Origin of the sequence: Sphingopyxis sp. SE2, from assembly GCF_032227185.1 — a bacterium.
In the GTDB taxonomy this organism is placed as follows: domain Bacteria; phylum Pseudomonadota; class Alphaproteobacteria; order Sphingomonadales; family Sphingomonadaceae; genus Sphingopyxis.
Genome location: NZ_JAPMXW010000001.1, coordinates 2,498,836 through 2,518,830, shown reverse-complemented (window position 1 = coordinate 2,518,830; position 19,995 = coordinate 2,498,836). Strand labels below are relative to the sequence as shown.

Genomic DNA, 19,995 nt, shown 5'->3' with positions numbered 1-19,995 from the left:
TATGGTTCCGGGATCAGCCCGGGCGCGCCGCCGGATGTCGCGCCGGAACCTGCGCCGGGCGCGCCGTCAGCGGGCGCCATCCCGCCTCCTGCTCGCGGCGGCGCACATAGGTCGACAGCCCCATTTCGAGCGCGAGCATCATGTAGATGAAGGGCTGAAAGGCGATGCCGACGAACAGCGACCCGATCATATAGACGATATGGCCGTGCTGGAGCGCGGTCGCGAGCGGCGCGATCCATTGCTCCTCGGCGCGCCGCGTCTTGAGATAGCGGCGACGGAGTTGCTCCATTCGCAGCAGCCCGACCGCGTGCAGGAACAGCCACAGTGCGAGCCCCGGATAACCCTGTTCGCCGAGCATCTCGAAATAGCTCGAATGATAGGCGCGCGAATGTTCCTCATAAACCGTCGGTTCGTCATTTTGCGGAGTGTCGGGGTCATAGTCGCTCGCCGCTCTTTCGACGCGGACATGGTTCTGGATATAGGCATTGAAGCCGCCGCCGAAGGGATTTTCCTTCGCATATTCCCACGTCCACGCCCATACCGCGACGCGCGTCGATGCCGACTGGTCGGACTTGTGGTCGCGGATCGTTTCCATCCGCTCGGTAAAGCTTTGCGGCAGGAAGGGGACAGCGGCGAGCGCAAGCAATCCCGCACCCGCCATATAAAGGAAACGATGCTTCACCGCGCGCAGCGACAGGATCGCGAGGATGACGAGGCAGACGAGCCCGGTGCGCGCCTGCGTACCGACCGGGAGCAGCGCGCAGGCGAAGACGAGCGCGAAGCAGAAGATCGACACGCGCCAGTCGGGCGGGAAGATCGTGCCATACCTCCGATACCAGAGGATCAGCGGGATGATCGAAATGCCGACCGCCGACATGATCGAGCCTTCGTAAAGGCCGTAATTCTCGTTGAGCAGCAACTGCAGCGAGCCATAGCCGCCGCCGCCCGCCGCGGTCTTGATCCCGCCCGCGATCGCGATCGCCGCCGCTGACAGCAGCATGACGAGAACCAGCGATTCGATGCGCAGCTTGGTCCGGAGCGTGAGCGGCAGGAAGATCGCCCAGACGAGCGCCTTCCACACCCAGCTCCATTTTTCGGCCGCCTCGACCGGGAAATCGGCCTGGATCGTCGTCATCCAGCAATAGAGGAGCAGCGCGATCAGCAGGAGTTGCCGTCCCGACCATCGCACATCCTTCTTGTCGTCGACTGCGAGCCAGCCGACGATCGCCAGCCCGAAGACGATCAGCGAGATCGGGATCGAGTTGATGAGGAAATAGCTGAGGCGTTGCGGCGCGACGATGTCGATATAGCAAAAGCACAGCACAAACAGGAACGGCTTGCGAAAGCCGAGCCCGATGAAGGCAAAGAGAAAGGCGACGAAGGCGATGTCACGCATCGGTGCGCGCGTCCGCTTCGGCACGCTCGGCGTCGCGGCGCTGTTGCCACAGCATGCGCGGGCTCACTTCGCGATCGAGATCGTCGCGATAGAGCAGGCGCCAGAGCGCGATCGCCATCAGCACGTGCGTCAGGCCAATGGAGAAATTGTCGACCATGTTGGCTCCCGCTACGCGATCTGGGTTGACGCCGCGTTAAGGCTTGTATGTCAATGCGCTGGCCTATGACACGCATATTGCACGTCCTCGACCATAGCCTGCCCGCGCACAGCGGCTACACCTTTCGCACCCGCGCGCTGATGAAGGCGCAGCTCGCCAAGGGATGGGAAGTCGCGGGCGTCACCGGCGTGCGCCATCCCGAGCCTGGGCCCGACGGCGAGACGGTCGATGGGCTGACTTTCTATCGCACCGCGCCGATCGCGCCGGCACGCGCGCCGATCCGCGAATGGCGCGAAATCGGTGCGTTGGCGAAACGGGTCGAGGTGCTGGCGAAAGAGTGGAAGCCCGATGTGCTCCACGCCCATTCCCCCGTGCTCGACGGTCTTGCCGCGCTGCGCGTCGGCGAGAAGCTCGGTATCCCCGTCATTTATGAAATCCGCGCCTTTTGGGAGGATGCGGCGGTCGGCAACGGCACGGGGCGCGAAGGCAGCTTGCGCTACCGGCTGACAAAAAGGCTCGAAACCCATGCGGTGAAAGCCGCCGATGCCGTCGCGGTGATCTGCGAAGGCCTGCGCGGCGACCTGATCGCGCGCGGCATCGATCCAGCCAAGATCATCGTATCGCCGAACGGCGTCGACCTCGACCTGTTCGGCGATCCCCCGCCGCGCGACGATGCGCTCGCCGAAACATTGGGCCTGGCCGCGGACGATGTCGTGATCGGCTATATCGGCAGCTTCTACGACTATGAGGGCATCGACGATCTGATAGCGGCGATGCCCGCGCTGGTCGCCGCGCAGCCGAAGGCACGGCTGCTGCTGGTCGGCGGCGGGCCGAAGGAAGCGGCACTGACGGCGCAGGCGGCGGCGTCACCCGTGGCGGCGCAAATCCATTTCGTCGGCCGCGTCCCGCACGGCGAGGTCGAGCGATATTATTCGCTGATCGACATCCTCGCCTATCCGCGCAAGAAGATGCGGCTGACCGATCTCGTCACACCGCTCAAACCGCTCGAGGCGATGGCGCAGGGCAAGCTGGTCGCAGCCTCCGACGTCGGCGGGCACCGCGAGCTGATCGAGGACGGCGCGACGGGAACGCTGTTCGCGCCCGATGACCCGGCCGCGATCGCTGAAGCGCTTGCGGATATGCTGGGCAATCGCGCGATGTGGCCCGAACGCCGGCGAACCGCACGTATTTTTGTCGAAAGCCATCGTAACTGGTCATCAAACATTTTACGTTACGAGCCAGTTTACCAGCGATTGTTGCGCGGCGCCTGAGGGTAACGCGTTTAATGTCAGGACAGGTGGCCCCGCGGGCCGACGGATTTGGGACGATATGGAAGAAACCAGCGAGAATCGGGCCAGGGCTATAGCGACCGCGTTACTGCGCGCGCTCCAGCCCGCGATCCCGGCGGTGATCGGCGCCGCGGCGCTGACCTTCCTGTTCGCCGCGCTGATGCCCTTTTCATGGGTCGCGGCGATCAGCTGGAACCTCTACCTCGACCGCCTTTCGGACCTGTTCGTCCCGCCGATCGGCAATGGCGGACGGCTCGCGCTCGCGCTCGGCATGTCGGCGGTCGCCGCCGCGATCGCCGGTCTCGCCGCGCTGCTGATCGCGCGCCCCGACGCCGCCGGCCTTACCTCGCTGCGCAATGTTTTTCGCCGCAGGTCCGAAGAGGACGACGATGACGAACCCGTTCTGACGCGCCGCCGCGTCGATCTGCATCCCGACGATCCCCCGCGGCCGCCGATCCGCGCAGGCCGCGACCTGCCCGCGGGCGGGCTGGGCGCGGTCGGCACGACGGGCGCCTATGAACCTGCAGAATTCGATCCCTGGCTAGGCGGAGTGACGGTCGAGACGCGCGAAGAAGCCGAAGACGAACTCGTCCTCGCCGATGTTGCTTCCGAAGAGGATTTCGGCGACGACGCGCCCTGGTTGCAGCCCGCGGAGATGACCTCGCCGTCGCCATTGTCCGATCCCGGCGACAAATCGCTCGGCGCGATGGTCGCGCGGTTCGAAGCGGGGCTGGCGCGCCGGCGTCAGGATGCGGTCGCGCAGGCGACGGCCCCGGCGGCGACGGGTGTAGCAGTCGAAGAAGAACCCGAGGTCGACTTCGCGCTCGAAGCCGCGCTCTCCACCTTGCACCGGATGACGCGCCAGTCGGTCGGTTAGGGTCAGGACCCATTAATTCCGCGATTTCGACGTCCCTGCGGGATTTGACCGATTTTGCCCATGGCTTCGTCGAAAAGCCTTGAAATATATTCATATTCCTCCGCCTTGCCTCCTCGCCCTGAGCAAAATCGCTTCAAACCTCGAACGTGGAATTAATGGGTCCTGACCCTAGTCCTCGACCGTCAAGATCTCGATCCGCAAGGCGCGCGGGTCTGTTCCGCATTCGACTACGACATCGGCAACGATATGTCCGGGCAGCATCCATTCGGCCGCGCCGAGTTGGTCCTGCAGCGCGCGCGCCGTCGCGTCTGCCTCTCCTGCCGCTAGCGCACAGGGAAAGATGTGGCGTGCTCCGACGAAGCTCGCGCTCGCCCAAGGGCGGAAGGTCGACGCTCCGGCAGTGAGGCTGGGCGGCAATGCGCGCGTCAGCAGATGACGGAGCCGGCGATGTGGGCAGCCGGGGCGCGGCGGCAGGGCGGGGGACCAGCGCATCATGCTTCGTTCCCCGCGTCGAGGCGCCAGAAGGCACGGGTTCGGCGGTCGCCCAAGGGAGCGACTTGGCCGACGCGGTGGTCGGCGCGCCATTTGTTCATGAAATGTTCCACGCGACCTCTGATCGCGCATCCCGGTTGACGGCCGCTCCGCAGATCGCTGACGAGGCGGGGATCGCGCACCGCGTAGCGACCGAATACGCTCGGCGGCATCGCGGATTCCTTCAGAAAGGCCTCGATCCTCTGCAACAAGCTGCGCTCCATCATGTCCTCCTCGATCACGCTTTCAAAATCGGGCGACTCACCCGATAGGATATTTCCTATCTGAAACTAGATTTCCTACTTGTCTAGGAAAATTCCGTTTGGTAGAGACGAAATAGGAAGGACCAGCCCCGTACGACCCTATGGCCGAATTCGTTCAGGATCCCCGCGCCGCGCTTGATCGCCTTTTGGCCGAAAAAGGTATCGACTATGCACGCTTGTCGCAGGTGATCGGGCGCAACCCCGCCTATATCCAGCAATATATCAAGCGCGGCTCGCCGCGGCGGCTCGCCGAGCAGGACCGCGCCCGCATCGCGGCCTATCTGGGAGTGCCGGAAGCGATGCTCGGCGGGCCGGTGCAGCGCGTCGCGACACCGGCACGCGTGCGCGGGCCCGGGATGATCCTCGTGCCGAAACTGGCGATCGGCGCGTCGGCGGGCGCGGGGGCCAGCGTCGACGGCGAACCGGTCGAGGGCGAGGTCGCCTTCGATCCCAAATGGCTGCGCGACCTCGGCGCCGATCCGCGCGCGCTCAGCATCATTCGCGTCGAAGGCGATTCGATGGCGCCGACGCTCGACGACGGCGACGACATATTGGTCGACGGCGGCGACGCCGCGGCTCGGCTGCGCGACGGCATCTATGTGCTGCGCATGGACGACGTGCTGATGGTGAAGCGTATCGCGCGCGCACCGGGACAGGGCCGCATTTCGGTGATCAGCGACAACCCGCATTATCGCAGCTGGGACGACCTGCCGATGGCGGCGGTTCAGCTCGTCGGCCGCGTCGTGTGGACCGGACGGCGGGTGCGGTAGCGTCTAGCGCGGTGCCGCCATCTCGGCTTCGATCTCATGGTCGAGTATTTCGGCGCGTCGGCATTCTTCCTCATTGCCGTCGCGGCATTTTGCGAGAGCCTTGTCGCGCTGGCGCGACAGCTTGCCGACACGCTCCTCGCGCTTGCGCAACTCGCGGCCGCGGTTGCGGTCGGATTCGTCCTGGCTGGTGGTCGACCAGTCGGCGACCTGGCCGACGGCTTTCACCGGCGCCGTGACGACCGTCTTGACCGCGCTGACGCAGCCAGCGAGCAAGGGCGCCGCCAAAACGGCAACGATCAAAATGCGCATGTTCTTCTCCTCGCCGATCGGGCGCCTCATCGCATAATCGCCGCGATCTGAACAGGATATTGCGATGGAGCGACGGTCGGTTCGGTCCATGTGTCACATCACTGAAATAAATGGTTAATTTGCTATTTACCCTCTCGCTTTAGTCGAGGCGGGCACCGCGTCGCAACTTGAAGAGGATCGAATGAACGCCATCGGACATGCTCTTGAGCCGGCGTCGGGCCACGCGTCCGCGATCGGCGCCGACGCGCATATGTCCGCGGTCATCGACCTGTTTCGCGGCAACCCGCAATTGCGCGCGCTCGCGGTGGTCGATGCGGACGATCGTCCCGTCGGCATCATTCGCGAACAGCGCGTGCGCGAATTGCTGTTCTGCCCCTTCTGGTTTTCGCTGATGCAGAACCCGACGATCGGCGGCTCGATCGCCTCGATGATCGAGCCCTGCCCCACCGCCGACGTCGCGCGCTCGACGACCGACCTTCTGCGGATCGCCGCGCAGTCGGCGGGGCAACAGGAGCTGATCCTTGTCGATGCGGGCCGGTTCGTCGAGACGCTCGACGGCGGTCAGCTCGCCAAGCTTGCGATGCTGCGCGAGGTCGAACTGGCGCAGGAGCGCGCCGCGCGCGCGGCCCATATCGGCGACGCCGGACGGCAGTTCCGGCACGATATCGCCGCGCTCACCGCGAAGCTCTCCGAAACGGCGAAAAAGGTCGAGGCGGTGGCCGGCGCGCTGTCCGAACGCGCGCAGCAGACGGGCCGCGACGCGGTGACCGTGGCGGGAGCGACGGCCCAGACGCTGGCGGGGCTGCAGGATCTTGGCGATCGCGGCCATGCGCTGGCCGCGACCATGACCAGAATCGTCGATGATGGATCGCGGGCGCGGGCGGTTCGCGGCGATGCACATGGCAAGATCAAGCAGGCCAGCGAACGCGCGGCGGCGCTGAAAGCGGCGAGCCAGTCGATCGAGCAGATGCTCGCGCTGATCATCGACATGGCGAGCCGCACCAATATGCTTGCGCTCAATGCCGGGATTGAGGCGGCGCGGGCGGGTGACGCCGGCCGCGGCTTTGCCGTGGTCGCCTCCGAAGTGAAGACGCTCGCCAGCCAGACGCGCGCCGCGGCGGGCGACATTACCCAATATATCGACCGGATCCGCGACATCGTCGCGCAGGTCGCCGCGGGCTTCGACGAGGTCGAGAAGGCGATCGACGCGAACAATGGCTTCTCCGACGCGATCGACCGCGCGGTCGACGGCCAGAGCGCGACGACGCTGACGATCGCGAGCTATGTAGAGCAAGCCGTATTCGCGGGACGCGAGATCGACGCGCGCGTTCGCGAGATCGGCCATGGTGCCACGGCGGTGGGCGATGGCGCGCAGACGCTCGGCCGGCTGTCGGCGGGGCTGACCGAGGCGGCGCAGTCGCTCCACCAGCGTGCCCAGCACTTCGTCGAAGCGGTCGCTGCCGCCTGATTCCGCGCGCTCGGACAAGGGCTTGCCCGATTCCGCAACATTGATAGGATGACCCTGCGCCGGAGGCGTCTACGGCCGCCGGCGGGGAGGAGGGTCATCATGACGAATATCCAAAAGGGTTTGGCCGAATTCATCGGCACATTCTGGCTTGTGTTCGGCGGCTGCGGTAGCGCGGTTCTGGCCGCCGCCTTTCCCGATGTCGGCATCGGATTGCTCGGCGTCGCTCTCGCTTTCGGTTTGACGGTCGTCACCATGGCCTATGCGATCGGCCATATTTCGGGCTGTCACCTCAACCCCGCAGTCACCGTCGGCTTGTGGGCAGGCGGGCGTTTCGACGCGCGCGACATTCCGCTCTATGTCGTAGCGCAGGTGCTCGGCGCGATCGTCGCGGCGTTCCTGCTATTCTATATCGCGAGCGGCAGTCCCGCCTATGATCTCGCGACAAACGGCCTTGCCGCGAACGGCTTCGGCGATGGCTCGCCGGGCGGCTATGACATCTGGTCGGGGCTGCTGATCGAGATCGTGCTGACCGCTTTCTTCCTGTGGATCATCATGGGGTCGACCGATGGCCGCGCGCCCGCGGGCTTCGCGCCGATCGCCATCGGTCTTGCGCTGACGCTGATCCACCTCATCTCGATCCCGGTGACCAACACCTCGGTCAACCCGGCGCGCAGCACCGGCCCCGCGCTCGTCGTCGGAGGCATTGCTCTCCAACAGCTCTGGCTCTTTTGGGTCGCGCCGCTGATCGGCGGCGCTATCGGGGGCTTGCTCTACAAATTGCTCGGGGCCGACAGCTTCCCGAAACCGAATATCGAGGGCGAATAACAATCTTTCCGGCGGGGGCGGCCGCCTCCGCCGGTCCTATTTCAGCAGGTCGATCGCAAAGGCGCGGACCTCGTCGGCCATATCTGGGCGTTCGAGCGCGACGGCCAGATTGGCCTGGATATAACCGGCCTTCGATCCGCAATCGTACCGCGCGCCGTCGAAGGTGACGGCGTGGAAGGGCTGGTTGCCGATCATCGTCGCCATCGCGTCGGTAAGCTGGATTTCGCCCCCGGCGCCTTTTTCCTGTCCTTCGAGCACGCGCATCACTTCGGGCTGGAGGATATAGCGGCCCGAGATGATCAGGTTCGACGGAGCGGCGTCGATCGCGGGTTTCTCGACGAGGCCGCTGACCTCGGTCAGTGACCCGTCGCGCGCGCCGGGCGCGATCACGCCATAGGAAGAGACCTGCTCGCGCGGCACTTCGAGCACCGAGATCAGGTTGCCACCGACCCTGGCATAGGCATCGACCATCTGCCTCATACAGCCAGGCGACCCGTGCATGAATTCGTCGGGCAGAAAGATCGCGAAGGGCTCGTCGCCGACGATGTCGCGCGCGCACCAGATCGCGTGCCCCAGCCCCAACGGCTCCTGCTGACGTACGTAAGCGCAATTGCCGGGGCCGAGCCGGGTGGGTGCGAGGACGGAAAGATCCTTGCCGCGTTCGGACATCGTCTTTTCGAGTTCGAAGGCGACGTCGAAATGATCCTCGATCGCGCTCTTGCCGCGGCCGGTGACGAAGATCATCTGCTCGATCCCCGCCTCGCGCGCCTCGTCGACCGCATATTGGATCAGCGGCCGGTCGACGATCGGCAGCATTTCCTTCGGGATCGCCTTGGTCGCGGGCAGGAAGCGCGTGCCGAGGCCGGCGACGGGAAAGACGGCTTTGCGGATCGGTTTCATGGACGAAGGCCTAGCGGCGAACGCCGGCCAAGGAAAGGCGGCAGGTCGCTCGCCGCGCTATTGCGGCGTGACGATCACGACCACGCGGCGGTTGTCCTGCCGCCCTTCGGGGGTCGCGTTGCTCGACAAGGGCAGGGTTTCGCCGCGGCCGACGACCTGATCGGCGGTCAACCGCATCCCGCCCGCCTGCATCGGTGTCGCGACCGCCTCGGCGCGCGCCTGCGACAGCCAAAGATTATAGGCCGAAGCTCCGGTCGAATCGGTGTGCCCTTCGACCCGCGCGGTCGTGATCCCGACCGAGACGAGCTTGGTGGCGATGTCGGTGATCCGCTTTTGCTGATCGGCCGGGATGCTGCTCTGGTCGGAGGGAAAGAGAAGCCGTTCGGGCATGTTCAATTCCCAGCCGAGCCCGGTATCGACGAATCCCTCCGATTGCAGCGTCGCGATCTGCGCGGCGCTGAAGTCGCTGGCGGTCGGCGTGGTCTGGCATGCTGCCAGCAATGCCGTCAAAAGAGCGATCGCGAAGACGCGGATGGGGTGGGGGAAGGCGTAACTCACGGCGTTTCTCCGCTAATCATCGGGAACGGTTGGCCAATTTGTCGGCATACATTGCGGCGTCGGCGGCGGTAAGCAGCGCGGTCGCGTTATTGCCGCTGTCCGGGAAGGTGGCGACGCCGACGCTGACCGATGCGCGATAGGTCTGTCCCTCGGGCAGGGCGATCGGTTGCGACACACAGGCCCGGATCCGGCCGGCGAGTTCTTCAGCGACCGCGTCGGCGTCGAAGGGATCGATGATGACGACGAATTCGTCGCCGCCGATGCGGGCGGCGAAATCACCCTTGCGCAGCGTTTCCTTGATACAGGCCGACAGCGCGACGAGCACGGCGTCGCCCGCGGCGTGGCCGAAATTGTCGTTGGCCGCCTTGAAATTATCGGCATCGATGAACAGCAGCGCAAAGCGGCCGCCACGACCCTCGGCCGCCTCGATGCGCCGTGCGAGCTGTTCATCGAAGGCGGCGCGGTTCGGCATGGCGGTGAGCGGGTCGTGCGACGCGCGGTGAGCGAGCAGCGCGCGTTCGCTTTCCATATGGCCCTGCCAACCCTGCAGTTCGTCAAGCAGGGCATTGATGTCGCCGCCAAGCCGGTCGAGTTCGGCGATGCCAAGCGGCTGGACCCGCTTGTCGAAGCGGCGATGAAGCCGCACGTCGTGCGCGACGGTGGCAATTTCATTGAGCGGCTTGACGAGCTCATATTCGAACCGCCGCGCGAGAAAGATCGTGCCGAATGCGGTAATGAGCAGACAGGTCAGCCCGGCGAGCAGACCGAGCCGGACATAGTCGACCAGCGTCGAACTGTCGCCCCAGACCTCGATCGTCCCGATCGCCGATCCGTTGCGCTCGACCGTCACCGCGAAGGGGCGGGGGAAGAAGATACGGCTGAGCATGGGGGCCGGATCGGCGGTAGGCGACGTCCACTCGATCACGGGTCGTCCGACATCGTTGAGTACCCGCAACCGCGCTATTCCGGGAATGTGGGTCAGCGGTTCGAGCCCTTCGCGCGCCGCGACCGGATCGTTGAACACCAGCGCCGGCTCGACGCCATAGGCGCCGAGCTGCGCAGCCAGTTCCATGTTGCGGTCGGCATAACCACGCAGCGCCGTCACCCCCGCAAGCAGGATCGTCAGCCCCGACAAGGCGACGGCGAACAGCGTGATGCCGAAATGGAAGCGCGACAGCAGTTTTTGCAGCGTTGTGCGTGCACCGATGCGTGGGGCGGAGCGAGGCAGATCGGATCCGCTCATCACGCGCCTCCCTGCCCGGAACCGATGCGCAACACGCGCGGGTCGATCCGCAGCGGGCCGCGGCCGATCGCGTCGAGATTGACCGAGAAGCTGAGGCTCGCGGCGCGGCTGTTGAGGCAGAACATCGCGCCATAGATGCACGCCGCGTCATCGTCGGTGATCGTCAGAACCGGGCGGCCGCGAACCCATGCGATCAATTGCCGCCGGTCGGCAACCGGCATCCGGCCGAGGAACAATATGTCGCAATCGGGGGTGACGCCGGCCGCAGGGGTCAGACGGACCGAGATCGAACCCCGGCCCGGCGTATCCGGCGCCATGCGCGGCGCGAGGCGCGGCGTCCCGACGACGCACATCTGGCGGTTGGCTGCAGTCGACCCGTCGGGCCAGCGGGCGTAGCTCGCGATGCCGCCGATCATCCGGTTGACCGCCCGCGTCATCCCGCCGGCGCTTTCCTCGACAACCGATTGGCTTGCCGCCTGAACCGACATATGCGGCGTCGTCACCAACGCGCCGATCAATAACAGTGATGCCAGCACCTGGCTGTGCCCCCAGCTGTGTTTCAGGGCCATCCTGCCCCAGCGAAGGCGCGTCCGCTAGTCAAAACAATTGGAAAGTCAATGAAAAGTGACGTCATGCGGCCATATTGCAACAATGGCCGCATATGTCAGGGCGCTTCTACGCCGTTCGCAAGCGCTCGCTGAATCCCTTGCGCAATTTGGCCAGTTTCGGTGGAATGACCGCCATGCAATAGGGGTTGCGCTGTCCTTCGCCTTCCCAATAGGCCTGATGATAATCCTCGGCCGGATACCAGTCGGACGCGCTTTCGACCGTCGTGACGATCGGCGCGGGCCAGTCGGCTGCGGCCCGCGCGATTCCGGCGCGCGCAGCGTCGGCCTGCGCGGCGTCGAGCGGGAAGATCGCGCTGCGATACTGGGTGCCGATGTCGCCCCCTTGGCGGTTGAGCTGCGTCGGATCGTGCGTCGCGAAAAAGACGTCGAGCAGGTCGGCATAGGAAATGACCGAAGGGTCGAAGCCGATGCGGATCGCTTCGGCGTGTCCGGTGTCGCCGCCGCACACCTGCTTGTAGGTCGGGTTCGCGACATGACCTCCGATATAGCCGCTCTCGACACCATCGACGCCTTCGAGCGACTGGAACACGGCTTCGGTGCACCAGAAGCAGCCTCCGGCAAAAATGGCGGTTTCACGGGTCATGATGGCGATCCTTATCGGGGAGGCGGGAATATTTCCCAAATAGGATGTGGATCATCCTATTCCAAGGGCGGCGGCGCGTCGATCAACGGTGGGTACAGTGACCGGCCGAGCATTCGCGCCGCGGCGATGGCGGCGGCTTCGTCTTCGAGCGCGGCGACGCGGTCGCGCCACGAGGGATGGGTGCTCGCCTGGAACAGCGGCCGGCCCTTGCGTTGGCCGAAACGCGACCAGAAGCGCGCCGCTGCGGCAGGGTCGTAGCCCGCGCCGGCGAGCAGCCACACCGACAGACGGTCGGCCTCGATCTCGGTCTGCTTGAACATGCGCGCGTTGCGCCCGAATTGCTTCGCCAGCCCGCGATCGACCCCCGCCGCGTCGAGCCGTGCGCGGTGGCGCAGGATATTGTGCGCCAGTTCGTGCGCGATCGCCGCTGCGAGTTCTTCGTCGTCGGGCGAAAATTCGATGAGTCCCTGGTTGACGAGCACCATGCGTCCGTCGGCGACGGCGCCGGGTTTCTCGTTCGCCTCGACGCGAAAGTCGCTGGCGCATCCGGGTTTGGGCATGACGCTGACCGTGCGCCCCGCGCCGGTGCGAAGCGCCAGCGCGGCATCGGCGGGCAGCGCCGCGAGGTAAGTTTCGATTGCGGTGATCCGCGCAAAGGGGTGATTGCCGCCACCGTCGGGGACGGGCGCTTCGCCAATTCCGGTCACCGATGTACCGACGCCGACCCCCGCCGATGCGGCCGGCGATGCGGGCGCCAGCGCGGCGATGAAGGCATGTGCCCGATCATCGGCGCCATAGACGCCGAGCGCCTCGTCGCGCCGGTCCTCGTCGTAAAGACGCGGGTCGCCCCAGATCCAGCCGAACTGCGGCTGGCGCATCGGGCACCAGGCGGCGTTTTCAGTCGTCAGGCGAAAACCGATCGCCGCCACGCGCGCCTCCGCCGCCGCCAGCGTGGCATAGGGCGATGGCTCGGCGGACGCCGCCATCGACGGCGCGGTTATCGGCAGCATCAGGGCAGTCAGGATTCGTCGGGCGCGGCGCAGCATCGGCCTTCCCCTATCAAGGCGCGCCTGTCGCGACCATGAATTTCACCTTGTGGCGGTGTTCCCGGCCTCTTGCCTATCGTTCGGCAAGCGTCGATAGGGCGGGCGATGACGCAAATCTCCACCTCACCCGCGCCTGATGCGCGCCAACCCCGCCCCGCGGCGCTGGCGCGCTGGCTCTGGGCCGTCGCGCTGCTCGTGATCATCGTGGTCGGCGTCGGCGGCATCACCCGGCTGACCGAATCCGGACTGTCTATCACCGAATGGCGGCCGGTCTCGGGTGTGATCCCGCCGCTGACCGAGGCCGGATGGGTCGAGGAGTTCGAAAAATACAAGCGGATTCCCGAATATCAGGCGATCAACCTCGGCATGACGCTTGAGGGCTTCAAGGCGATCTTCTTCTGGGAATGGCTGCACCGCATCCTCGGGCGGCTGGTCGGCATGGCGCTGCTCGTACCGCTGATCTGGTACGCCTGGCGTCGCGCCATTCCCGCGGGCTATGGCTGGCGCCTGTTCGCGCTTGCGGCACTCGTCGGGCTGCAGGGCGCGATCGGCTGGTGGATGGTGGCTTCGGGCCTCGAATATCGCACCGACGTCAGCCATTTTCGTCTCGCGACACATCTGCTGACCGCGCTGTTCCTGCTCGCCGGGCTCGTCTGGACGGCGCGCGACCTCACCGGGCTGGCGCGCGATCCGGCCAGCCCCCCCGCGCGGCTGACCCGCCCGGCGGTGGCTGTGATCACCATCCTCTTCGTCCAGCTGCTGCTCGGCGCATGGGTCGCGGGACTCAACGCCGGCTATGTTTCCAGCAGCTGGCCGCTGATGAACGATCATTTCATGCCCGAAGGCATCGACTGGACGGGCGGCGCGTGGCTCGCGCTAACCAACGATCCCTTCCTCATTCACTTCCTCCATCGCTGGTGGTCGTGGGTCGCCGCGCTTGCGCTGTTGCTTCTCGCGCGGACGCTGTCGCGGCGCGGTGCGAGGCGCGAAGCCCGACTGCTCGTCGCGGCCGTCGCGGCGCAGATGCTGCTTGGCATCTGGACCGTCGTGTCGGGGGTTTCGATGTGGGTGGCCGTGCTGCACCAAGTCGTCGGCGCCATCCTTGTCGCCGCGGCGGCGGCATCGCTCCACCGACTGGGCCGCGACGGCGCATGATGCTGGCAGGCGCTCTCGGTGCCTTGCTGCTGCTGACGCCCCCATCGCAGGCGGTGGCTGCGCCGGGCGACGCCTCGCCCGCCACAGCCGCGCAAGTCCGGTTCGCGCCGCCGGTGGGTGTGCCGCTGCGCTATCAGGTAACGACGCGCCGTATCGGCCGTGACGGAAAGCTGATCGATTTCGCGCTCGTCTATGTGCTCGAATGGCAGCGGACCGGGCGGGGCTATCGGCTCGACACGGTGCTGCAACGAATCGAATCAGGCGCGCAACCCGACGTGACGCGCATGGTGACGGTTATGCTTGACCCGCTCGTCGGCGAAAACATCGCCTATTTGGTCCCGTCTGACGGCAGCCGCATCGATCTTGTCGATCCTGACCAATTATGGGAGCGGGTGACGACACGGGTGGAGCGGGCGGGTGCCGAAGCGGAGCGAGCCGAAGCCCGGCAACTTGCGCAACTGATCGCCGCGCTGCCCGCCGCCGAACGCGACCGGCTGGCGACCGCCGACATCCGTGCGCTGATCGCGCCCGCGAACGCCGCCATTTCTGCCGCCGCAGTATCCGACGATACGGACGTATCTATCCACACCGACGGCGCCCGGCGCACCATTGCCAGGATCGAACGGGATTCAACCTTGATCGCCGGGAAAGCGCAGTCGCTCGAGATCGACAATTTGTGGACCGTCGATACCGGTACGGGGCTGGTCATGCGTGAGCACCGCCAGAGTTGGATTGCCGGGCCTGATGGCGAGGGCCGCAAGCTGATCGAAGAGCGCGTGCGGGCGCTGGAACCAGTGTCTTGAAGCTTGGGGTATCATAATACCCGTCAGCAAAGCCGCGCTACGCTTGACTTTTCGCTTGTCTGGCGCCATTGGCCCGCTCCGAAGCGCCGCATCGTCCCATGGGATTAGGCGGCGCATTTGTTTCGGGGCGCTCTTGCTCCGGTCCATATCTGTCAAGGAGCGTGCCATGAAGGCGCTGACCAAGACGACCCAGTCGGCGAACGCCGCGACGGTCGAAAAGAAATGGGTGCTGATCGACGCCGAGGGCCTTGTTGTGGGCCGCGTCGCGACGATCATCGCCAACATCCTGCGCGGCAAGCACAAGCCGTCGTTTACCCCGCACGTCGATTGCGGTGACAATGTCATCGTCATCAATGCCGAGAAGGTGGCGTTCACCGGCAAGAAGCTGCAGGACAAGCGTTACTACAAGCACACCGGCTATGCCGGCGGCATCAAGGAAACGAGCCCGGCGAAGATCCTCGAAGGCCGTTTCCCCGAGCGCGTGCTCGAAAAGGCCGTCGAACGCATGATCCCGCGCGGTCCGCTCGGTCGCCAGCAGATGCGCAACCTGCGCATCTTCGCCGGTACCGAACATCCGCACGAAGGGCAGAATCCCGAAGTGATCGACGTCGCGTCGATGAACCGCAAGAACAAGGTGGGTGCATAATGGCTGAGGAACAGACCATGACCGATCTCAAGGACCTCGGCGGCGCCGTCGAAGGCACCGTCGCTCCGGCAACGCCGACCGCGCCGCTCCGCGAAAAGATCGTCGACAAGCAGGGCCGCGCCTATGCGACCGGCCGCCGCAAGGACGCAGTCGCCCGCGTGTGGGTCAAGCCCGGCACGGGCAAGATCACGATCAACGGCCGCGACCAGGAAGTCTATTTTGCACGTCCGACGCTGCGCCTCGTCATCAACCAGCCCTTCGGCCTGACCGAGCGCGTTGGCCAGTATGACGTTGTCGCGACCGTCAAGGGCGGCGGTTTGTCGGGCCAGGCTGGCGCCGTTCTTCACGGCATCGCGCAGGCGCTGACCCGCTTCGAACCGGCGCTGCGCAGCCCGGTGAAGGCGGCCGGCTTCCTGACCCGCGACAGCCGCGCCGTCGAGCGCAAGAAGTACGGTAAGGCGAAGGCCCGCCGCAGCTTCCAGTTCTCGAAGCGCTAAGTTTTTTCCGCCGACGGGTGGAGAAGGAAAGGGCGGTCCGGCAACGGGCCGCCCTTTTTCGTCAGAGCAGATCGAGACTTCCCAGCATCAGCGCCTGCCGCGCGGGGCGCTCGGCCATCACGGCGAACATCTCGTCGCCGCGCGCCGTGCGTTCGACGCTCATCGACGCGAAAACCGCCATGAAATAGCCGCTGAGCGCACCAGCGCGGTAATCGTCCCACAGCGCGACCGCGTCGGGCGCAATGCCGCGCTGTTGGAGTGCTGCTATCCAGCGGTCGAAACCCGGCCGGTCGGCCGCTGCGCGATCGAGCGGGTCGGCGATGCTTGTTCCGATGAGATAGGCAAGATCAGCCGCACCGCTGCCGCGCCCGAGCGTCTGCCAGTCCACAAGCCAGCAACTTTCGCCATCGGGCGCAAAGAGGATGTTGTCGATGCGCAGGTCGCCATGGACGATCGTGCGCGCCGCGGTCTGCCGCCCGAGATAGGCGTCGAGCCGCTCGACGATCCCGGCGCCAAGGTCGAGCACCTCCGGGTCGAGTCGCTCTGCATAGCGTTCGCGAAAGCCGGCATAGAGCTGGGGAAACAGCGCTCGGATCACTTCACCATTGTCGCGCGCCAGCCAGGGAAGCGTGTCGAGTCGCGGGTCGTTCCACAGCAGGGCGTGGAGCCCGGCCGCGGCGTCGATGCACGGGACGAGCCCATCCAGCCCCAGTCCCGCAAGCTGGTCGCCCTGTCGCGCGGGTGCGAGGTCCGACAGGATCAGGACGAAATCGACATCGTTATCCGCGATCTCGGCATGATGGCAAAAGGGTGCGGCGACACCGCTCTCCGCTGCCAGTTCGCGGTACCAGTTGACTTCCTTGACGTAAGTGCCGGTCAGCTTTGCGATATGGCGGCTCGCCTCGTCATGGCTCGGGCATTTGGCCACGACCGTTGACGGCGTGCCGACATCGCCCGTCCAGTCGAGCGTCAGGCGAAAGCTGTCGCACATCTGACCGGTGCCGACCTTGGCGACGGTGAAGCCGCGCAGTGTGTCGGGGTCCTGTCCCAATGTCCCGGCCAGCCACGCGGGCGACATCGCCTCGGGGCAGGTAGGGAAGCTCACCGCACCGGGTCCATCACGCCGGAGAGACCGGTGGGTTCGTGCGGGCCGACGAACAATTGTTCGAGCACGCCGGCGCCGCGATGATTGTTGCCGCCATCGACAAGCTCGGCGGTGACGAGCGCCTGAATGTGCATTGCAAGCGGATTGCCCCAGCCGCGATCGGCTTCCGAAAGACTGTCGTGCGCGACGGCGAGTTCGGCGCCATGGTCGAGGCCGTGGCCCCAGACGGGGTGCGTGTAGCCGAGCCCGCTCATCGCGAAGACGGGTCCGATGGGGGTTAGCGTCAGCGACTGCCCATACCCCAGGTCGGCGGTCATCCGCGCGATCCGCCGCGACCCCGGCTGCCAGTCGGCGCTGAAGGTCGCGGCGTCGAAATGCCGCTCGGTCCCGCCATCGCTGACGATCACGGCACGGCGGTTCCACGGATTGCCCGCACCGTCGTCGTTGCTGTGGAAGAAAAGCGAGCTGTTTTCGAAATTGCACGGCGTCCACAACCAGAAAAATTGACTGAAATTGCCTTCGGGCGGCGGCTGCGGTTCGCTCGCGCCGACGGGGCGGATGCCCCAGCTGCGATCGCGCGTGCCGGTCCAGTCTGGGCCGGCATCGATGCGCTGCCCGTTCACCGACAGCCAGCCCGACCACTGGCCGTTCTGCGTCATGCGCGTATAATCCATGAACAGCCGCGTGCCGTTGCGGCGGATGAAGCGCGGTTCCTCGATCGGGAAATGGCGGCCGGTGAAGCGTAGTTCGCCCGCGAGCGGCCAGTCACCAGGCGCGATCCGCAGCGTGACGATTTCGAGCGGCACGTCGATGTTGAGCGCGATCGGCCCCACCGACAGTTCGAGCCGCTCGCCGCCCGATCGCCGGCTGGCGCGAAGATTATGCTGAACCCCGTCGGCGATGACGCAGAAACTCGCGTCGACGATACCGAGCTGCGGATAAAACCCCATTGCAGCAGCAAAGAAGATCGATCCGTCGGGCGAATAGCCGTTGAAGAAATAGCGGTCGTAAAAATTGCGGTCGGTCCCTGCGAACGCAATCGGCTCGCTGGTCTGATGCAACGGATAATCGTCGCCTTTTGTCAGCATGATCCTCATCCCGTTTTTTCTTGCAACTTAACGGGCCGCCGGGGTGCGTCAATGGGGCGTCGCGTCAATGCACTGGCGGATCGACCGGCGGCACCGCCGCGACGGGGGCTACCGGTTCGCCGGGTTTGCGCGGCGGCAGCGCGTCGGGCGGCACGTCGCCGATCTGCATGTCACAGGTCGGGACATGCTCGAGATTGCGCACGCGGACGTCGATTGAAGCGCCTTCGACGGTCAGGTCGTTGAAACTAGGAGGGGTCGATCGGATCCGCCGCGACAGCGTGCCCGCTCCGATCATGCGGATCGGACCCGCAGCGGTCGTCTTTTTCAGGTCGAAGGCATCGTGAACATGCCCGGTCAGCACAGCCGCCACGCCGCGCTTCGCCAGGGCCGCGAGCGCGCGCTCGCCGCCGCGGGTCAGTGCGCGGCCCTTCGTGCCGGCCTCGACCAGCGGGTGATGGGCGGTGACCAGCACCGTCGTGCCGCGCGGCAGCGTCTCGATGGCAGCGAGCGTCTTTTCGAGCGCCTTGTCGGTCACCCATCCCTTCGACCAGTCGAGCCGCCATTGGGCGCGCGCGGTCGTCTTCAACGGCACCACGGCGACACCGGGAAGGTCGAGTTCACGCTCGACCAGCCGCTCGATCCCGCGAATGCGGCGATATGGGAAGAAGAAGCGTTCGACGGGGTTGAAATAGGGCAGGTCGTGATTGCCGACTTCGACCGTCACCGGCACGTCGAGCGCGCCGATCCAGTCGCAGGCCGCGGCGAATTCGCGGCTGCGCGCGCGCATCGTGAGGTCGCCGGTGATCAACACCGCATCGGGGCCTTCGTGCCGCACGCAATCGGCGAACCAGGCGAGTGCGGCCTGGTCTTCGAGCCCGAAATGCAGGTCGCTGATATGGAAGAGCCGGGTCATGCCGTCGCGACGAAGTCCACCGCGCTCGCGGCGAGCCCGAAGCGCGCGGGAGAGGGCGTTTCGCCGAGCTCGCCGTCATATTCGAGGCTGATCGGCACACCGCTTTCAAGGATGATCGTTTCGCCGCTGATGATTGCCTCGCTCGGCCCGTCGCGAAAATCGCCGCCGAGCCAGGCCAAGCCATGACGCAGCACGTCGGCGGTGCCCTCGGTCAATATGCCGTCGGCGCGGATGCCCTGCGCTGTCGGGGTAAGGATGATCGCCGGATAGGTCCGGCCGTGTCCAGCCACTGCAACCCCCGGGGCGTTGATCATCGCGTCGAGCGCGTCGGGCGCCGACCGGCTTGCTTCGATCAACCCGTCCTGCCGCATCGTTTCGCGCACTTCGGCCCATTGCGTCGCGGGGCCGGCGACGATCGTGATAAAGGCGTCGCCGTCATCGGACCGGATCATGGGGACCGGTTGCCGCCGCGCCTTGCCCTGCAGTGCGTCCGTCAGGATTTCGGTCACTGGCCGGTCGCCGTGCAGTTTCTTCGACAGAAGGTTGAGCGTCCCGCCGGGAAGCGGCAGGATAGCGCCATCCCAGCCTGCGGCCCCGGTCGCCGCAGCGTTGATCGTCCCGTCGCCGGTCCAGACGAGCAGCAGGTCGATGCCTTGCCGGACGAGTTCGCCCGCATCGGGAATCTCGTCGTCGGGCAGCGCAAAGACGGCGACGAGCGGTGCGCCCGCAGCGCGGCAGCTTTCGACGATCTCGGCCAGGACGGCGTCATCATGACTGCCGCTCTGGCTGTTGCAGACAAGAGCCGGGCGGGTGAAGTTTCCTGTCGTCATCGCACTTTCCTACGCGCGAGGGCGGAAAAGGTCGCGTGCCTATCGCGCCGCTGGCTTGTTCGCCGCTCCGCTGCCCTGTAGGGCGCCAAAGATGACGCGCCGGTTTCCAGAGGA

Annotated in this window: 24 protein-coding genes; 10 read left to right on the top strand and 14 right to left on the bottom strand. The window is 65.9% G+C overall.

Going from position 1 to position 19,995, the window contains the following annotated elements; genetic code table 11:
- Window positions 1–13: 13 nt before the first annotated feature.
- Together OVY29_RS11950 and OVY29_RS11945 are read right to left on the bottom strand one after the other, a co-directional pair.
- Window positions 14–1,396 carry a putative O-glycosylation ligase, exosortase A system-associated gene (locus tag OVY29_RS11950; RefSeq protein WP_037555927.1) on the bottom strand — a complete coding sequence of 461 codons (1,383 nt, stop codon included), beginning with the start codon at window positions 1,394–1,396 and terminating at the stop codon, window positions 14–16.
- A complete protein-coding gene (locus OVY29_RS11945) occupies window positions 1,389–1,553 on the bottom strand; it encodes a hypothetical protein (RefSeq protein WP_200880190.1) in 165 nt (54 codons plus the stop codon). The genes OVY29_RS11950 and OVY29_RS11945 overlap by 8 nt, the downstream gene beginning before the upstream one ends.
- A gap of 65 nt (window positions 1,554–1,618) precedes the next feature.
- Between OVY29_RS11945 and OVY29_RS11940 the strand changes: the two genes are divergently transcribed.
- Together OVY29_RS11940 and OVY29_RS11935 are read left to right on the top strand one after the other, a co-directional pair.
- On the top strand, window positions 1,619–2,824 hold the full coding sequence (locus OVY29_RS11940) for a TIGR04063 family PEP-CTERM/XrtA system glycosyltransferase (RefSeq protein WP_037555925.1): 1,206 nt from the start codon (window positions 1,619–1,621) through the stop codon (window positions 2,822–2,824).
- Window positions 2,825–2,882: 58 nt separating this feature from the next.
- Window positions 2,883–3,719, top strand: a complete 837-nt coding sequence (locus OVY29_RS11935) for a hypothetical protein (protein WP_313911454.1) — start codon at window positions 2,883–2,885, stop codon at window positions 3,717–3,719.
- 168 nt (window positions 3,720–3,887) lie between these two features.
- On the opposite strand, the gene OVY29_RS11930 is transcribed toward OVY29_RS11935, so the two are convergent.
- Complete coding sequence (locus tag OVY29_RS11930) at window positions 3,888–4,214, bottom strand: hypothetical protein (RefSeq protein ID WP_235211540.1); 327 nt, start codon at window positions 4,212–4,214, stop codon at window positions 3,888–3,890.
- A gap of 62 nt (window positions 4,215–4,276) precedes the next feature.
- Here OVY29_RS11930 and OVY29_RS24705 point away from each other — a divergent pair, with 62 nt between their 5' ends.
- Both OVY29_RS24705 and OVY29_RS11920 read left to right on the top strand, forming a co-directional pair.
- Window positions 4,277–4,522, top strand: a complete 246-nt coding sequence (locus OVY29_RS24705) for a hypothetical protein (RefSeq protein WP_161786548.1) — start codon at window positions 4,277–4,279, stop codon at window positions 4,520–4,522.
- Window positions 4,523–4,614: 92 nt separating this feature from the next.
- Window positions 4,615–5,283 (top strand): helix-turn-helix transcriptional regulator, encoded by a 669-nt coding sequence (locus OVY29_RS11920; protein ID WP_313911453.1) that lies wholly within the window; start codon window positions 4,615–4,617, stop codon window positions 5,281–5,283.
- A 3-nt stretch (window positions 5,284–5,286) separates the two neighbouring features.
- On the opposite strand, the gene OVY29_RS11915 is transcribed toward OVY29_RS11920, so the two are convergent.
- Window positions 5,287–5,592 carry a hypothetical protein gene (locus OVY29_RS11915; RefSeq protein ID WP_037555950.1) on the bottom strand — a complete coding sequence of 102 codons (306 nt, stop codon included), beginning with the start codon at window positions 5,590–5,592 and terminating at the stop codon, window positions 5,287–5,289.
- A gap of 181 nt (window positions 5,593–5,773) precedes the next feature.
- Here OVY29_RS11915 and OVY29_RS11910 point away from each other — a divergent pair, with 181 nt between their 5' ends.
- Window positions 5,774–7,060, top strand: a complete 1,287-nt coding sequence (locus OVY29_RS11910) for a methyl-accepting chemotaxis protein (protein ID WP_313911452.1) — start codon at window positions 5,774–5,776, stop codon at window positions 7,058–7,060.
- Window positions 7,061–7,159: 99 nt separating this feature from the next.
- Window positions 7,160–7,885, top strand: coding sequence for an aquaporin Z (gene aqpZ, locus OVY29_RS11905; protein ID WP_037555921.1), 726 nt, complete (start codon window positions 7,160–7,162; stop codon window positions 7,883–7,885).
- Between the two features lie 36 nt (window positions 7,886–7,921).
- Here aqpZ and galU read toward each other — a convergent pair whose 3' ends face one another.
- The 6 genes from galU to OVY29_RS11875 form a co-directional block, all read right to left on the bottom strand.
- Window positions 7,922–8,785 carry a UTP--glucose-1-phosphate uridylyltransferase GalU gene (galU, locus tag OVY29_RS11900; RefSeq protein ID WP_037555920.1) on the bottom strand — a complete coding sequence of 288 codons (864 nt, stop codon included), beginning with the start codon at window positions 8,783–8,785 and terminating at the stop codon, window positions 7,922–7,924.
- 57 nt (window positions 8,786–8,842) lie between these two features.
- Window positions 8,843–9,343, bottom strand: a complete 501-nt coding sequence (locus OVY29_RS11895; RefSeq protein WP_313911451.1) for an OmpA family protein — start codon at window positions 9,341–9,343, stop codon at window positions 8,843–8,845.
- 16 nt (window positions 9,344–9,359) lie between these two features.
- Complete coding sequence (locus tag OVY29_RS11890) at window positions 9,360–10,586, bottom strand: diguanylate cyclase (protein ID WP_052182298.1); 1,227 nt, start codon at window positions 10,584–10,586, stop codon at window positions 9,360–9,362.
- Window positions 10,586–11,155, bottom strand: coding sequence for a YfiR family protein (locus tag OVY29_RS11885; RefSeq protein WP_235211538.1), 570 nt, complete (start codon window positions 11,153–11,155; stop codon window positions 10,586–10,588). Before OVY29_RS11885 ends, OVY29_RS11890 begins: the two co-directional genes overlap by 1 nt.
- A gap of 106 nt (window positions 11,156–11,261) precedes the next feature.
- Window positions 11,262–11,798, bottom strand: a complete 537-nt coding sequence (gene msrA / locus OVY29_RS11880) for a peptide-methionine (S)-S-oxide reductase MsrA (RefSeq protein ID WP_037555918.1) — start codon at window positions 11,796–11,798, stop codon at window positions 11,262–11,264.
- Window positions 11,799–11,854: 56 nt separating this feature from the next.
- The gene (locus OVY29_RS11875; RefSeq protein WP_052182297.1) at window positions 11,855–12,844 is read right to left on the bottom strand and encodes a M48 family metallopeptidase; all 990 of its coding nucleotides are present in this window, start codon (window positions 12,842–12,844) and stop codon (window positions 11,855–11,857) included.
- A 105-nt stretch (window positions 12,845–12,949) separates the two neighbouring features.
- Here OVY29_RS11875 and OVY29_RS11870 point away from each other — a divergent pair, with 105 nt between their 5' ends.
- From OVY29_RS11870 to rpsI, 4 genes are all read left to right on the top strand, one after another.
- A complete protein-coding gene (locus tag OVY29_RS11870; RefSeq protein ID WP_037555917.1) occupies window positions 12,950–13,999 on the top strand; it encodes a COX15/CtaA family protein in 1,050 nt (349 codons plus the stop codon).
- On the top strand, window positions 13,996–14,802 hold the full coding sequence (locus OVY29_RS11865) for a hypothetical protein (protein ID WP_152567627.1): 807 nt from the start codon (window positions 13,996–13,998) through the stop codon (window positions 14,800–14,802). Before OVY29_RS11870 ends, OVY29_RS11865 begins: the two co-directional genes overlap by 4 nt.
- A gap of 166 nt (window positions 14,803–14,968) precedes the next feature.
- Window positions 14,969–15,448 carry a 50S ribosomal protein L13 gene (rplM, locus tag OVY29_RS11860; RefSeq protein WP_037555914.1) on the top strand — a complete coding sequence of 160 codons (480 nt, stop codon included), beginning with the start codon at window positions 14,969–14,971 and terminating at the stop codon, window positions 15,446–15,448.
- Window positions 15,448–15,945: a 30S ribosomal protein S9 gene (gene rpsI, locus OVY29_RS11855; RefSeq protein WP_037555913.1), complete on the top strand. Its 498-nt coding sequence runs from the start codon at window positions 15,448–15,450 to the stop codon at window positions 15,943–15,945. Before rplM ends, rpsI begins: the two co-directional genes overlap by 1 nt.
- 61 nt (window positions 15,946–16,006) lie before the next feature.
- Here rpsI and OVY29_RS11850 read toward each other — a convergent pair whose 3' ends face one another.
- From OVY29_RS11850 to OVY29_RS11835, 4 genes are all read right to left on the bottom strand, one after another.
- Window positions 16,007–17,050, bottom strand: coding sequence for a phosphotransferase family protein (locus OVY29_RS11850; RefSeq protein ID WP_037555912.1), 1,044 nt, complete (start codon window positions 17,048–17,050; stop codon window positions 16,007–16,009).
- A complete protein-coding gene (locus OVY29_RS11845; protein WP_235211537.1) occupies window positions 17,047–18,138 on the bottom strand; it encodes a hypothetical protein in 1,092 nt (363 codons plus the stop codon). The genes OVY29_RS11850 and OVY29_RS11845 overlap by 4 nt, the downstream gene beginning before the upstream one ends.
- A gap of 64 nt (window positions 18,139–18,202) precedes the next feature.
- On the bottom strand, window positions 18,203–19,051 hold the full coding sequence (locus OVY29_RS11840) for a metallophosphoesterase (protein ID WP_313911450.1): 849 nt from the start codon (window positions 19,049–19,051) through the stop codon (window positions 18,203–18,205).
- The gene (locus tag OVY29_RS11835) at window positions 19,048–19,881 is read right to left on the bottom strand and encodes a diacylglycerol/lipid kinase family protein (RefSeq protein ID WP_037555910.1); all 834 of its coding nucleotides are present in this window, start codon (window positions 19,879–19,881) and stop codon (window positions 19,048–19,050) included. Before OVY29_RS11835 ends, OVY29_RS11840 begins: the two co-directional genes overlap by 4 nt.
- Window positions 19,882–19,995 lie beyond the last annotated feature (114 nt).

Bases quoted from the DNA above. Each gene is read 5' to 3' on its own strand.
- OVY29_RS11845 (WP_235211537.1), bottom strand. From the start codon at position 18,138: ATGCTGACAAAAGGCGACGATTATCCGTTGCATCAGACCAGCGAGCCG.
- OVY29_RS11890 (WP_052182298.1), bottom strand. From the start codon at position 10,586: ATGAGCGGATCCGATCTGCCTCGCTCCGCCCCACGCATCGGTGCACGC.
- galU (WP_037555920.1), bottom strand. From the start codon at position 8,785: ATGAAACCGATCCGCAAAGCCGTCTTTCCCGTCGCCGGCCTCGGCACG.
- OVY29_RS11875 (WP_052182297.1), bottom strand. From the start codon at position 12,844: ATGCTGCGCCGCGCCCGACGAATCCTGACTGCCCTGATGCTGCCGATA.
- OVY29_RS11870 (WP_037555917.1), top strand. From the start codon at position 12,950: ATGACGCAAATCTCCACCTCACCCGCGCCTGATGCGCGCCAACCCCGC.
- OVY29_RS11945 (WP_200880190.1), bottom strand. From the start codon at position 1,553: ATGGTCGACAATTTCTCCATTGGCCTGACGCACGTGCTGATGGCGATC.
- OVY29_RS11920 (WP_313911453.1), top strand. From the start codon at position 4,615: ATGGCCGAATTCGTTCAGGATCCCCGCGCCGCGCTTGATCGCCTTTTG.
- OVY29_RS11930 (WP_235211540.1), bottom strand. From the start codon at position 4,214: ATGATGCGCTGGTCCCCCGCCCTGCCGCCGCGCCCCGGCTGCCCACAT.
- OVY29_RS11840 (WP_313911450.1), bottom strand. From the start codon at position 19,051: ATGACCCGGCTCTTCCATATCAGCGACCTGCATTTCGGGCTCGAAGAC.
- OVY29_RS11915 (WP_037555950.1), bottom strand. From the start codon at position 5,592: ATGCGCATTTTGATCGTTGCCGTTTTGGCGGCGCCCTTGCTCGCTGGC.
- OVY29_RS11835 (WP_037555910.1), bottom strand. From the start codon at position 19,881: ATGACGACAGGAAACTTCACCCGCCCGGCTCTTGTCTGCAACAGCCAG.
- rpsI (WP_037555913.1), top strand. From the start codon at position 15,448: ATGGCTGAGGAACAGACCATGACCGATCTCAAGGACCTCGGCGGCGCC.
- OVY29_RS11910 (WP_313911452.1), top strand. From the start codon at position 5,774: ATGAACGCCATCGGACATGCTCTTGAGCCGGCGTCGGGCCACGCGTCC.
- OVY29_RS11885 (WP_235211538.1), bottom strand. From the start codon at position 11,155: ATGGCCCTGAAACACAGCTGGGGGCACAGCCAGGTGCTGGCATCACTG.
- msrA (WP_037555918.1), bottom strand. From the start codon at position 11,798: ATGACCCGTGAAACCGCCATTTTTGCCGGAGGCTGCTTCTGGTGCACC.
- OVY29_RS11950 (WP_037555927.1), bottom strand. From the start codon at position 1,396: ATGCGTGACATCGCCTTCGTCGCCTTTCTCTTTGCCTTCATCGGGCTC.
- OVY29_RS11935 (WP_313911454.1), top strand. From the start codon at position 2,883: ATGGAAGAAACCAGCGAGAATCGGGCCAGGGCTATAGCGACCGCGTTA.
- OVY29_RS11865 (WP_152567627.1), top strand. From the start codon at position 13,996: ATGATGCTGGCAGGCGCTCTCGGTGCCTTGCTGCTGCTGACGCCCCCA.
- aqpZ (WP_037555921.1), top strand. From the start codon at position 7,160: ATGACGAATATCCAAAAGGGTTTGGCCGAATTCATCGGCACATTCTGG.
- rplM (WP_037555914.1), top strand. From the start codon at position 14,969: ATGAAGGCGCTGACCAAGACGACCCAGTCGGCGAACGCCGCGACGGTC.
- OVY29_RS11940 (WP_037555925.1), top strand. From the start codon at position 1,619: ATGACACGCATATTGCACGTCCTCGACCATAGCCTGCCCGCGCACAGC.